This window comes from Halorussus salinisoli, assembly GCA_005239435.1.
GTDB classification, from domain to species: domain Archaea; phylum Halobacteriota; class Halobacteria; order Halobacteriales; family Haladaptataceae; genus Halorussus; species Halorussus salinisoli.
The window spans coordinates 1,306,976-1,318,970 of sequence record SZNP01000001.1 but is presented as its reverse complement, the minus strand read 5'-3'; the positions used below and the strand labels follow the sequence as shown (position 1 = coordinate 1,318,970).

Here is an 11,995-nt window from a genome sequence, read left to right as displayed (position 1 = left end):
TGTCGGCCTCGACCGCTTCGAATGTGATGCAATAGCATCTCAAATAAACTTCAAATCGTTGTGTGACAATTGTCACACCACATGGCGAGAACCCCCCGTTCGAGCGAACTCCGCGAGTCCGTCGAAGACCGCCTACCCCCGCGTCCCGTCCTCGTCTTCTACTGCTACGTCGTCTCGCGGTCGCTGGCGTTCACGGTGCCTATCTACGTGGTCTTCTACCAAGCGCGAGGCCTCTCGCTGGCCCAGTTCGGTCTGCTGGAGGCCACCTACACCGTCGCAGTTCTCGGGTTCGAGTTTCCGACCGGCTACCTCTCGGACCGAATCGGCCGCCGAAATGGTCTCGCGGTCGCCAACGCGCTCGGCGCGCTCGGGGCGGTCGGCTACGCGCTCGCCCACTCCTTCCCGGCGTTCCTCGCGGCGGTGGTCGTCCGGGCGGTCGGCGCGACGTTCTCGTCGGGCGCGTCGGACGCGTGGCTCTACGAGATGCTGGCCGACGAGGACGCCGAAGCCGAGTTCGCGCGGGTCTCCGGCCACGCCCGCGCGCTCGGTCTCGCGGGACAGGCGGGCGCGGCCGTCGTCGGCAGTTGGGCCTACGGCACGAGTCACGTCCTGCCGTGGGCGCTCGACGCCGCCGCGCTGATGGCGGGCGTCGGTCTGCTGGTCGTCACGGTGCCGTCCGACCGTGCCGAGACAAATGTATATGATTCTAAAAACAATACAAAGGATTCTAAAAGAAACGGGAAACAGTCCAGTGCCGACGCTCCGGAGTACCTCACAGTCTCGGAGGCCGTCGCGGTCACTCGGACCGCGCTCGTCCGGCCCGGTCTCCGGTCGTTCGTGGCCTACACCGCCCTCTTTCTCGGCGTCACCGCCTCGGCGCTCCTGTTCGTCCAGCCAGTGAGCGTGGACGTGCTGGGCATCGCGCCCGAGCGACTCGGCGTCGTCTACGCGGGATTGACGCTAGTCTCGGCCGCCGCCGCGAGCCAGACCGGGCGGCTGAAGGCCGCCGTCGGGGTCGCCGGGTGGTTCCGAGTCGTGCCGTTCCTCGCCGCGGGTGGACTGCTCGCGGTGCTGGTCGAACCGTGGCTCGCGCTCGTGCTCTTTTTCGTCCTGCGGGCGCTCGCCGTGACCTCCCGACCGCTCGCCGACGGCCACATCAACGACGAAATCGAGACCCGCGGTCGGGCCTCGGTCCTCAGCACCGTCTCGATGCTCCGGTCGGTCGCGGTCGCGCCGCTCAAAATCGCGGCCGGCGCGCTCGCGGTATCTGCGCTTCCGACGATGCTGGCGGCCCTCGGGGCGGTCCTGCTGGTCGGCGGTGGAGCGCTCGCTCTCGTCGGGACGCCGCTGTCTGACTCGGGAAGCCGACCGTCGGCCGACTCCTCCATCCCGGAGTGAGAGCGGCGTCGGCCGAGCGCGTCTCCGTCGGCCGAGCGCGTCTCCGTCGTCCAGACGCGTCTCGGCGCGCCGAAGTCGAAAGGGAGAACGAAAGAACCGAACAACCGCACGACAGCCGAGACCGATTAGAGTCGCTCGCTGATGGCGGCGACCACGGCGTCGAGCGCCTCGTCGCGCTCGCCCGAGAGGAACTCGATGGCTCCGTCGCGGGTGCCCTTCGCCGAGATGCCCGCCTTCTCGGCCTCCTCGCTGGCGGCCGCGGCGACGTCGCGGGCGTTGACCCGGCCGTCGCTCCGGACGTGAATCTCGTCTTCGTCCACGCCGAGAGTGACGTGGTCGTCGCCCGGCGCGGCCTCGGCGCCGAGTTTCTGGCGGTGGATGGCGTCCAGCAGGAGCGCCGTCGGCGGGAAGTCGAATCGGTGCGTGAACGCCTCGGTGTCGAGGACGGTGAACGAGACGTCGTTCTCGCCGCGGATCGAGAGGTTCGGTTCCACCGTATCGAGTTCGGTCTGGAGTTTCTGACGGAACTGTTCACCGACGTGTTCGGCTAGGTCACGCTTCTCGTGCTCGAACAGGAGGTCGGTGATGAGTTCGCGCTTGTCCTCGTAGGACTGGTAGTAGGCTTCCAGCGCGACCGCCTCTCGGAGTGCGGTCGTGTGGTCGGCGTCGTAGCCAGCCTCGTTGGCGAGGTCGGTGTACGCCTCGGGAGCGTCCTCCCAGAAACTGACCGCCGGGAGGTGCGAGACGTCGTCGCGCACGTCGGCGTTGACGTGGGCCGCGACGTTCGCACCGAGGACGCCCGCGGTCACGTCGCTCGCGTCGGCGTCTTCGAGGTGCGGGTTTACCGCCACGTCGGCGAGGTCGGCCACGCCCTCGTCGGGGTAGGCCGCGTCCACGACGACACGCGGGGCGTCGTAGATGTCGAGCAACTCGAAGCCGTCGCGCGATTCGGCCGTACTTCCGGCCGAGACGACGACGAACAGCGGGAGTTTCTCGTCGTGGCGCTCCCGATTGTCCAGCATCGTCGTCACGTCCTTGGTCGCGTCGGCCATGTCGTAGTCGCCGTCTTCGAGCGGTCGCCGGTCGAAGAAGTGGTACTCGGCGTCGCTCTTGGCGTGTTCGTCGCGGACGAGCGGCAGGACCGCGCGCTCGATGGCCGCGCCAGCGACGTAGCCGTCGGCGGTGGCGTTGTGTCGGACGATGACCGGCCGAGACTCCATGACTGCACGCCGAATCTCCTCGGCGGCGTCCCGAATTCGGCCGTGGACCGCGGCGACCGACTCCCGGTCGGCCAGCAGGTCTACGTCGTCGGGACGGGCCTCGCTCGTCAGCGCGGCTTCGAGTCGGGTCTCGACGGCCCGTCGGTCGTCGCCGTCGAGTTTCTCCAGGTCGTCGGTCTCGACCTGCAACTCGTTGTTGCGGAGTTCGACCACGCCGTCGAGTCGGACGAAGTCGCCCGTCTCGACTTCGGGGTAGGCGCGGACGCCCGCCTCCACGAACGCGGCGCAGTCGACCGTCGCGGTCTCGTCGCGGACCTCGAAGACGGTCGGGCCGCTGGTCTGGCGCGCACCGACGATTTCGCCCTCGATGCGAACCTCGTCGTTCACGCGGTCGCTCAGGCTGTCGATTTTGACGCGGGCGCGCTCCGTTTCCGATTCAGACTCGGACTCGGACTCGAACGCAGGTTCCGCTTCCGGTTCGGACGCCGAGTCTGCTTCCGATTCGGAGGTCGGTTCCGCTTCCGACTCGGCGCTGCTGGCGTCTCGCTCGCCCGCGGGGTCGACCGTACCCGCGCCGTCGGTCGTCGCCTGTTGGTCGTCGCTGTCGTCGCCCTCGTCGGTCGCGTCGGCTTCCTCGGGGAGGACCGCGCCGCGTTCCGGGTCGTCGACCAGCTTTCCTCGGAACTCGCGCTCCGATTGGCGAATCGACCAGCCGAGGTCCACGTTGCCGTTATCGCGGACGCCCGTCACTTGGACGAACACCTCGTCGCCCTCGTCCCAGTCGAGCGAGTCGAGTCGCTGGTCGAGTTCGCTCTTGTGGAGCAACCCGGTGACGCTATCGCCGACGTTGACGAAGACGCCGAACTCGGCGAAGCCGTCGACAGTTCCATTGTAGTACCGTCCCGGCGTCAACTGATTCGGATTGTCGCCGGTGAATTCGAAGAGGACGTCCTGCTCGTGGCTCTCGCAAATCGCGCCGTCGGCAGGAGTCCCGCAGATTATACACGAACCCATCTTATACGCGAGCAAAATAGCCCCGGCCTAAAACTGTTGTCGAAACTGGTTTGACTACTCGCTCGTCTCCTCGTCCCCGAACGCCTCGACTCCCGGCATGTCCTCGACCCCCTCGTGGACGCCGACGAACTCGGCGTCTCCGACCGCTCGCTCGAAATCCTCGACGCTTCGATACTCCCGAATCGCCAGCACGTGACCCTCTTCGACGGCGAAGACGATTTCGTCGGTGCCGTCGCCGTGACGGTAGTGGTCGGCCTTCTCCGGGTCGCCGCGCTCGTGAGAATCGCTCCCCTCGTCGGATGCCATCCGATAGAGGGCCAACGTCGAACACCTTGAAAGTTGACCGCGGGAGTTCAGCCATCGGAATCGCGGATCGTCAGCTACGTTTCGTCGAAAAATCGGCTCCGGCTTTCCGACTCTCCCACTTATAAGACCCTGCCCGCCGAACTCCAGTCACATGCTCAATCTCGTTCTCGACGACTTCATGGTCGAACTGAAGGACGGAGTCATCAAGAACGTCGGTCCCTCGAACAAGTCCGGCACCGCGAAACTGTTCGACGTGGAGTCGGCCGAAGCCCGGGAATTCGGCGACAAGCGCGTGAAAATCGTCTGCGAAGACGGCGAGGGCAACGAGGTACAGGTCGCGCTCTTCCCCGAGCAGGTCCGAGAGATAGCCCAGGACATCGAGGCAATGGAAGACGACAGTCCGGTTTTCGAGTAGGTCGCGGGGAGCGTTGGACACTCGGCAGGACCGAAACGTACCGCGGCTAGCTACTCCGTGAGCCACTGAAGACCGCCCCGCACAGCATCAAAACAGCCTCGTGCCTGCCCACACGCCCGCGTTGCTCGCACGCGACGGATGGTGAAGTCGATAGTGTTCGAGACGACCATCGGTCGGCGTTCCTGCCGAGTCCCGGCCGGAAACTACCCGAGCGCGATACAGACCTCCGCACCGAGTTCCACGACCCGGAGGCACACTGTGCCGCCGTTCCAAACCACCACGTCCTCCAGTGCGGCGAAACCCCGGAAGGCGTAGCCGAAGACGAGTGCGGCCGGAATCGCACCAGCGAGCGCGACCCGCAGATACGACGCGTCGTGGACCGTCCGTAGGCCGACGAAGAACAGCCCTGCACCGTATATCGCACAGGCCGCCCGGAGCGTGGGGCTCGGAATCCCGGCGAACACGCACGGCGCGGTGGCGTAGGCGACGACCTGCACCGTCTCGCTGGTGCCCGCGCGGTCAGGGACGACCGTCATCAGGAGGAGGGTCTGGAGCGCGGCGGTCAGGTGGAGGACCGCGGGCGCGACGAACAGCGCCGCCAGCGCCAGTCCGAACACCGCCGAGAGCGCGGGCCGCCCGCCGAAGGTCGGGGCCGCGCCGGGAACCAGCGCGAACCGAGTCGCCTCCTCCACGAGGACGACCGTCACGGCGAAGACCAGACCCGGGGCCTGGTCGCCCGGCGCGATACCGCGCTCGAAGAACCGGCGAGGGCTGACGAGGACTTCGACCCACGCGCGAGCGAGCGCCGCAGGACCACGGTCACGCCCGCCCGTGGGGTTCTCGACCCACTGCGTCACGCTGTTCGCCTCCCGATTTGGGTCACGGTCGTCTCACCACGGTCTGCTCACGGTCGAACTAGTCGGTCCGGAGAGTATGACAGTTCCGACATCGCGCTTCGTATGACTCGTCGGCACCGACCATGATGGTCGGGTCCTCGACGTGTGCGGGTTCGCCGTCGATGAGTCGCTGGTTCCGGGTCGCGGGTTCGCCACACTGCGCGCAGATGGCCTGGTACTTGTCTACGTACTCCGCCAGCGCGACGAGTCGCGGCAGGGGTTCGAAGGGTTCGCCGCGGAAGGTCTGGTCGGTGCCCGAGACGACGACCCGGCGGTCGTCGGCCGCGAGGAACTCGCAGACTTCGACCAGTTCCGCCGAGAAGAAGTTGGCCTCGTCGATGGCGACAACTTCCTCGCCGTTGAGTTCCTCCGGGATGTCCCAGACGCCCTCGTCGGGGTCTACGACCGTCGCGTCCCACTGGCGACCGTTGTGCGACCCCACGGTCCCTTCGCCGTACCGGTCGTCCAGCGAGGGCTTGAACGCGGCCACGTCCTGGCCCGCGATTTCGGCCCGGCGAAGCCTCCGGAGGAGTTCTTCGGTCTTGCCGGAGAACATACATCCGGTTACGACCTCGACCCACCCGCTGTTGGTTATCTTGTGCATGTCCGTTCTGCGCTCAAGGGAGCGTCAAAAGGGTTGCCGATTCCGGTCGGTGTGACGTGATAGACGAGAGACGAATCGGTGAAAATCGAATCACGCGACGGGAGTCGGCGACGGGTCGTCGCGCTCCAGAATCTCGTCGACGATTTCTCCGAAGTCCGGTGCGTCTCGCTCGCGGTTCGATTCGTCGGAGGGGTAGTGCGGGACTACAGGCATGGTACCACCTTCTCACCAGACGGTAATGCGCTGGACCAAAATATCGTTTACTATCGCTTTCGTGACGAGCGCGGCGCTAGCGTTCGGAGGTCCTCTCGTTACCGCCTCGGAAGCGTAACGATTCGAGCGCACGCAGTCACGACCGCACCCCTTTTGTCCGCGGCCAGCGTCCGTCCCCTCGATGGAAGTCGCCATTCTCACGGTCGGTGACGAGGTACTCGCGGGCGACACCGAGAACACGAACGCGACGTGGCTCGCGGGCCGACTCACCGACGTCGGTGCGACAGTCGCGCGCATCCTCACCGTGCCCGACGACCGCGAACTCATCGCCGATACCGTCCGCGAGTGGGCCGATGCGTTCGACGCGGTCGTCGTGACGGGCGGACTCGGCGGCACCCACGACGACGTGACGGCCGACGCAATCGCCGACGCGTTCGGCCGCGGTCTCGTCGTCGAGGACGCCGTCCGCGAAGACGTGATACGGACCGTAGCGGCGTACCGGGACGCCAACCCCGAAACGGTCGAAGCCCACGACCTCGACCTCGACGTGGACGCGTGGGCGGCGCTACCGGAGGGGTGCCGCGCGCTGATAAATCCCGAGGGCCTCTGTCCCGGTTGCGTCCTCGACGACGTCTACGCGTTTCCGGGCGTCCCGGCGGAGATGCGGGCGCTGTTCGAGCAGGTGGCCGGGGAGTTCGGCGGCGACGTCGTCTCGACCACGCTGTACACGCCACAACCGGAGGCGTCGTTGCTGGACGCGGTGGCTGGCGTGCGAGAGCGCTTCGACGTGACGGTCGGGAGCTACCCCGCTACCGACGACCGGAACCGCTTGAAGCTGACCGGTTCGGACCCCGACGCGGTCGCCGAGGCCGCGGCGTGGTTGCGCGAGCGCGTCGAGGTCGTCGCCGAGGAGTGAGCTACGCCTCGCTGAGAACAGCCCGGAGAGCGCTACGCCTCGCGTTCGCCGACCTGCACGAGCTGTTTGCCGATATTCTCGCCCTCGAACAGGCCGAGGAAGGCGTCGGGAGCGTTCTCCAGTCCCTCGGTGACGGTCTCGCGGTACCGAATCTCGTCCTCGGCGACCCACTCGCCGAGTTGCCGCGTCGCTTGCTCGAACCGCGGAGCGAAGTCTCCGACGAGGAAGCCCTCGACCCTGGCCCGCGTCTCGATGAGCTTTCCGAGCTTTCGCGGTCCGGTCGGCATCTCCTCGGCGTTGTACAGCGAAATCTGGCCACAGATAGCGACGCGGGCGTCGACGTTCAGTTTCGAGAAGACGGCGTCGGTGATGGGACCGCCCACGTTGTCGAAGTAGCTATCGACCCCGTCCGGAGCGGCCTCGTCGAGCGCCGCGCGGTAGTCGTCGGTCTCCTCGTAGTTGATGCCGGCGTCGAAGCCGAGTTCGTCTTCGAGGAACGCGACCTTCTCGTCGGACCCGGCGAAGCCGACGACGCGAGCGCCCGAGAGCTTCGCGATCTGGCCCGCGACGGAGCCGACCGCTCCCGCCGCGCCCGTGACGACGAACGTGTCGCCGGCCTTCGGTCGTGCGACCTCGCGGGTGCCGAAGTAGGCGGTGCGGCCCGGCATCCCGAGGACGCCGAGCGCGGTCGAAATCGGCCCGAGGTCGGGGTTCACCGACTGGAGGTCGCTGCCACGCGCCGTCGCGTAGTCGGCCCACTGGAGGTTGCCCGTCACCACGTCGCCCTCCTCGAAGTTCGTGCCGTTGGACTCGACGACTTCGCCGACGACCCCCGCCCGTAGCGGGTCGCCGACCTCCCACGGGTCGGCGTACGACTCCCCGGCGTCCATCCGTCCCCGCATGTAGGGGTCGACCGAGAGGTAGAGCGTGCGAACCAGCACCTCGCCCGGTCCCGGTTCCGGCACGTCCTCCTCGACCAACTCGAATGTGTCTCGGTCGGGTTTGCCGTCGGGACGCTTCGCCAGTAGGTACTTCCGGTTAGTCTCCGGCATACCCACACCGAGGACCGCCACCCGGAAGGGGCCTGCGGTAGGGGCAGAGACGGTCGGGACGGGAGGGGTGCGACGAGCGGTCGCTACTCTACCGCGCCGACGTTCTCCTCGCTCTCCATCGTCGGCGGACTCGGTTCGATGTTGGCGTAGTGGACGACCTCCCGGCCGAGTTCCCGGACGCGCTCCTCGACGCTCTCGTCGGTGAACGTCCCGTCCCGAACCGCGGAGTGCGAGCGCGGCACCGCGGCCTGATGAGGCAGGACCCACGCGTCGAGCGCCCGGCAGACCGACCGGAGGTGTTCGAGCGCCGTGATGGGGAAACTCCCGCCCGAGACCGCGAGCAGGCCGACCGTCTTGTGCTCGAACTCGTCGAATCCGCAGTAGTCGAGCGCGGTCTTCAGCACCGACGAGTACGACCCGTGGTACATCGGCGACCCGAGCAGGACGGCGTCGGCCTCCCGCACCTCGCGGGCGAGTCGGGCGGCATCGCCCGCGTCTTCGTCGTCCACGTCCGGGTCGTACGCGGGCAACTCGTACCCTCGCAGGTCGAGCAGTTCGGTCTCTCCGCCCGCCTCTTCGACGCCCGCCAGGGCGTGTTCAAGCCCGACTCTGGTGACGCTCTCGTCTCGCAGGCTTCCGCAGATCGCGACGACGTGCGGTGTTTCTGGCATACGAGGTTGGTCGGAGGCGAGCGACAAATAGCTGGGTGCCGGTCGGCGTTCGCGCGTCGTTCCATCGACGTACTCGCCGATTCGCTCGCTACCGGCTTCAGCAGTATTTTTGCGTTATATACAAATATAAATACAATATAAGCAACGATATAGTTGTTCTCGACACCAGTCTGGCCAACTCGGGGGAGTCAACGGCTGTGGAGAGTCAGTGGCGGTGAAGAGTCGGTGGCGGTGTTCAGATACGCGCGACCGGTTTCCAGTTGGCTTTCGAGAACGCAACTCTCGTTCCACCGCGTATCCGCACGCTACCAGTCGGCGACAACGGACATTCTTATTCGCTCACAGCACCAAGACGGCGACGATGGATACGAATCGGTCTTCTCGACCTGCCACCGACCGCGTCCTCCTCGCGGGACCCGACCGGTGGTGCGAGAGGATTCGACCGAAGTTGGCGGCCGACGACGCACTTTCCGTACGGGCCGTCTCGACGGCCGAACAGGCGATAGCGCGGGCGACCGACCGACGCGCCGACGTCGATTGCGTCGTCGCCGCGCATCGACTCGACGGGACGACCGGTCTCGAACTGCTGTCGAACCTCCGGTCGCGCGGAGTCGCCGCCGCCTTCGTCTTGGCACCCGACGACGGGACCGAATCGCTCGCGAGCGAGGCCATCGCGGCGGGCGTCGCCGACTACGTTCCGACGGACGCCGACCCGGCCGACCTCCGGCGTCGGTGCCGAGAGGCGGTCGAGCGACGAGACGAGGAGCGCCGACGGAGCGCGAAAGCCGACCAGTTCGAGTCGTTCTTCGCCACGCCGGACCAGTTCACGGCCGTCCTCGACACCGACGGAACCGTCGTCCGCGTGAATCGCGGCGCGCTCGGGGTTCTGGGAACCGACGAGAGTAGCGTCCTCGGAAAGCGGTTCTGGGGGCTCCCCTGGACCGGCACCGACGACTCCCACCGAGACCTCCAGCGGGCCGTGCATCGCGCCCGCCGGGGCGAGTACGCCGAGTTCGAGGCCGGACTGCCGGACGGAGCGGGCGACGTCCGGTTCGAGTTCACGGTTCGTCCCGTCACGGACGACGCCGACGAGGTCGTTCGCCTCGTCGTGGAGGGGCGGGAAGTCGCCGAGCGCGTCCGACTCGAAGAGGAACTCCGCGAGTCCGAGGAACTCCACCGCGTCACGCTGAACAACATGACCGACACCGTCCTCGTCACCGACGACGACGGCGAGTTCACCTACGTCTGCCCGAACGTCCACTTCATTTTCGGCTACAGCGCGGAACAGATTCACGACCTCGGAACCATCGACGCGCTCCTCGGCGAGGACCTCTTCGACCGCGAGCGACTCGACTCCGAGGGCGTCCTCACCAACATCGAATGTACCGCGACCGACGAGGACGGCCGGGAACACACCCTGCTGGTCAACGTCCGACGGGTCTCGATTCAGGGCGGGACGACCCTGTACAGTTGCCGGGACATCACCAAGCGGAAACAGCGCGAACGGGCGCTCACGCAACTCCACCAGACCAGTCGAAGCCTCCTCTACGCCGAGACGAAACCCGAAATCGCCGACCGAATCGTGTCGGACGCGGCCTCGATTCTCCCGTCGGCCGCGGCGGCGGTCTACCAGTTCGACCGCGAGGAGAACGTCCTCTACCCGACCGCGGTGTCCGACGAGTTCGACCAGTTGCTCGGGTCGCTCCCCGACCTCCGCCTCGACCGGGGCACCGTCGTCAGTCGGGCCTTCGTGGAAGACGAGACCCGAACGTGCGAGGACGACCCGAGCGACCCGACCGGACGCCAGCAGGCGCTCCTCTCGTCCTGTAGCGACTACGTCGCCGTTCCGCTGGCCGACCACGGCGTCTTCGTGGCGGCCGCGGCCGACGACGAGACCTTCGACGAGGTCGGCGAAGAGGTCGCGGAACTGCTGGCGGCGACGACCGAAGCGGCGTTCGACCGCGTCGAGCGCGAGAGCGAACTCCGGGAGCGCGACCGGACGCTCCAGCGCCAGAACGAGCGACTCTCGCAACTCAATCGGGTGAACGAGTTCATCCGCGAGATAGACCAGGCGCTGGTCGGCGCGGAGTCCCGCGAGAAGATAGAGGCGGACGTCTGCGAGCGACTGACCGCGGACGACCGGTTTCGGTTCGCGTGGATCGGCGAAACCGCGACGCTGAACCAGACGCTTCGTCCGCGGGCGTGGGCCGGAGACGAGCAGGGGTATCTCGACAGCGTACCGTTGGAGTTCGGTCCCGACGCCGATACTCTCGAACCGAGCGTCCGAGCGGCCGACGACCGCGAGGCGACGCTCGTCTCGAACGTGGCCGAACACCTCCGGACGGGGACGTGGTGCAAGGAAGCGGTGTCCCGAGACTTCCAGTCGGTACTGTCGATTCCGCTCGTGTACGACGACGTGCTGTTCGGGACGCTGAACGTCTACGCCGACCGACCGGACGCCTTCGACGAGATGGTCCGGTCGGTACTCCGCGAACTCGGCGACACCGTGGCGTCGGCCATCAACGCGGTCCAGCGCAAGGAGGCCCTCCGGAGCGACACGGTGGTCGAACTCGAATACCGGATTTCGGACCCGAGCGCGGTTCTCCAGCGACTCGCGAGCGAGACCGGCGGATCTCTGAAAGTCGAGGGCGACGTGGTGCGAGACGACGGCACGACGCTGGTGTTCGCCATCGTCGAAGGCGCGGAACTCGACCGCGTGGTAGCGTCGGTCGAAGAGTTCGTCGGCATCGTGGACGCCGAACCGATTCGTGAGACCGACGACGGCGGTCTCGTGGGTCTGCGGGTCCGAGGCGACTTCGTGACGACGGTACTCGCCGACCACGGGGCGGTCCTCCGCCGGATGCGAGCGACGCCCGACGGTCTCTCGCTGACCGTGGACGTGCCCGACTCGGTCACGACGCGGTCGATAGACGAGGTGGTCTCGAACACCTACGACGGGGCCGAACCGGTCGCACAGCGCGAGCAGACCCGGGCGCTCGACACGAAGGGCCGCCCCGGTCGCCTCCTGGACGACCTCACCGAGCGACAACTCGAGGTCGCACAGATGGCCTACCACGCCGGGTTCTTCGACTCGAAGCGCGACGTGACTGGTCGGGACGTGGCGTCGATGTTGGACATCTCGCACACGGCGTTCTACGACCACGTCCGCCGAATCCAGCGGAAACTGTTCGGGTCGCTGTTCGAGAACCGGTCTCGGCCGACGAAGGTTGAATAGTAAACCGGGGAGTCGATAGTCACGGGTTACTATTAAACAACCCAGACCATGGTGC

General features: G+C 66.9%; 11 protein-coding genes. 4 read left to right on the top strand and 7 right to left on the bottom strand.

Annotated features, from left to right (window positions below; all coding sequences use genetic code 11):
- Positions 1-81 precede the first annotated feature (81 nt).
- A complete protein-coding gene (locus tag E2484_RS11000) occupies positions 82-1,398 on the top strand; it encodes an MFS transporter (protein ID WP_137285231.1) in 1,317 nt (438 codons plus the stop codon).
- Between the two features lie 125 nt (positions 1,399-1,523).
- Here E2484_RS11000 and E2484_RS10995 read toward each other — a convergent pair whose 3' ends face one another.
- Both E2484_RS10995 and E2484_RS10990 read right to left on the bottom strand, forming a co-directional pair.
- Positions 1,524-3,632: a DHH family phosphoesterase gene (locus tag E2484_RS10995; RefSeq protein ID WP_137285230.1), complete on the bottom strand. Its 2,109-nt coding sequence runs from the start codon at positions 3,630-3,632 to the stop codon at positions 1,524-1,526.
- A 54-nt stretch (positions 3,633-3,686) separates the two neighbouring features.
- Positions 3,687-3,938, bottom strand: coding sequence for a hypothetical protein (locus E2484_RS10990; protein ID WP_137285229.1), 252 nt, complete (start codon positions 3,936-3,938; stop codon positions 3,687-3,689).
- Positions 3,939-4,089: 151 nt separating this feature from the next.
- On the opposite strand from E2484_RS10990, the gene E2484_RS10985 reads away from it, so the two are divergent.
- A complete protein-coding gene (locus E2484_RS10985; protein ID WP_137285228.1) occupies positions 4,090-4,353 on the top strand; it encodes a hypothetical protein in 264 nt (87 codons plus the stop codon).
- Positions 4,354-4,556: 203 nt separating this feature from the next.
- Here E2484_RS10985 and E2484_RS10980 read toward each other — a convergent pair whose 3' ends face one another.
- From E2484_RS10980 to E2484_RS25505, 3 genes are all read right to left on the bottom strand, one after another.
- Positions 4,557-5,210: a YIP1 family protein gene (locus E2484_RS10980; RefSeq protein ID WP_137285227.1), complete on the bottom strand. Its 654-nt coding sequence runs from the start codon at positions 5,208-5,210 to the stop codon at positions 4,557-4,559.
- A gap of 58 nt (positions 5,211-5,268) precedes the next feature.
- The gene (locus tag E2484_RS10975; RefSeq protein ID WP_137285226.1) at positions 5,269-5,853 is read right to left on the bottom strand and encodes a thymidine kinase; all 585 of its coding nucleotides are present in this window, start codon (positions 5,851-5,853) and stop codon (positions 5,269-5,271) included.
- A gap of 90 nt (positions 5,854-5,943) precedes the next feature.
- Complete coding sequence (locus tag E2484_RS25505; RefSeq protein ID WP_321112374.1) at positions 5,944-6,066, bottom strand: hypothetical protein; 123 nt, start codon at positions 6,064-6,066, stop codon at positions 5,944-5,946.
- Between the two features lie 181 nt (positions 6,067-6,247).
- Between E2484_RS25505 and E2484_RS10970 the strand changes: the two genes are divergently transcribed.
- Positions 6,248-6,982 (top strand): competence/damage-inducible protein A, encoded by a 735-nt coding sequence (locus E2484_RS10970; protein ID WP_137285225.1) that lies wholly within the window; start codon positions 6,248-6,250, stop codon positions 6,980-6,982.
- 32 nt (positions 6,983-7,014) lie between these two features.
- Here E2484_RS10970 and E2484_RS10965 read toward each other — a convergent pair whose 3' ends face one another.
- Together E2484_RS10965 and E2484_RS10960 are read right to left on the bottom strand one after the other, a co-directional pair.
- Positions 7,015-8,034, bottom strand: a complete 1,020-nt coding sequence (locus E2484_RS10965; RefSeq protein ID WP_137285224.1) for an NADP-dependent oxidoreductase — start codon at positions 8,032-8,034, stop codon at positions 7,015-7,017.
- An 83-nt stretch (positions 8,035-8,117) separates the two neighbouring features.
- Complete coding sequence (locus tag E2484_RS10960) at positions 8,118-8,705, bottom strand: NADPH-dependent FMN reductase (protein WP_137285223.1); 588 nt, start codon at positions 8,703-8,705, stop codon at positions 8,118-8,120.
- Between the two features lie 361 nt (positions 8,706-9,066).
- Between E2484_RS10960 and E2484_RS10955 the strand changes: the two genes are divergently transcribed.
- Entirely contained in the window at positions 9,067-11,940 is a 2,874-nt protein-coding gene (locus E2484_RS10955) for a bacterio-opsin activator domain-containing protein (RefSeq protein WP_137285222.1), read from the top strand.
- Positions 11,941-11,995: the final 55 nt, after the last annotated feature.

What these genes read in the sequence shown, in the direction of transcription:
- E2484_RS11000 (WP_137285231.1), top strand. Translation starts at nt 82, where the DNA reads ATGGCGAGAACCCCCCGTTCGAGCGAACTCCGCGAGTCCGTCGAAGAC.
- E2484_RS10995 (WP_137285230.1), bottom strand. Translation starts at nt 3,632, where the DNA reads ATGGGTTCGTGTATAATCTGCGGGACTCCTGCCGACGGCGCGATTTGC.
- E2484_RS10990 (WP_137285229.1), bottom strand. Translation starts at nt 3,938, where the DNA reads ATGGCATCCGACGAGGGGAGCGATTCTCACGAGCGCGGCGACCCGGAG.
- E2484_RS10985 (WP_137285228.1), top strand. Translation starts at nt 4,090, where the DNA reads ATGCTCAATCTCGTTCTCGACGACTTCATGGTCGAACTGAAGGACGGA.
- E2484_RS10975 (WP_137285226.1), bottom strand. Translation starts at nt 5,853, where the DNA reads ATGCACAAGATAACCAACAGCGGGTGGGTCGAGGTCGTAACCGGATGT.
- E2484_RS25505 (WP_321112374.1), bottom strand. Translation starts at nt 6,066, where the DNA reads ATGCCTGTAGTCCCGCACTACCCCTCCGACGAATCGAACCGCGAGCGA.
- E2484_RS10970 (WP_137285225.1), top strand. Translation starts at nt 6,248, where the DNA reads ATGGAAGTCGCCATTCTCACGGTCGGTGACGAGGTACTCGCGGGCGAC.
- E2484_RS10965 (WP_137285224.1), bottom strand. Translation starts at nt 8,034, where the DNA reads ATGCCGGAGACTAACCGGAAGTACCTACTGGCGAAGCGTCCCGACGGC.
- E2484_RS10960 (WP_137285223.1), bottom strand. Translation starts at nt 8,705, where the DNA reads ATGCCAGAAACACCGCACGTCGTCGCGATCTGCGGAAGCCTGCGAGAC.
- E2484_RS10955 (WP_137285222.1), top strand. Translation starts at nt 9,067, where the DNA reads ATGGATACGAATCGGTCTTCTCGACCTGCCACCGACCGCGTCCTCCTC.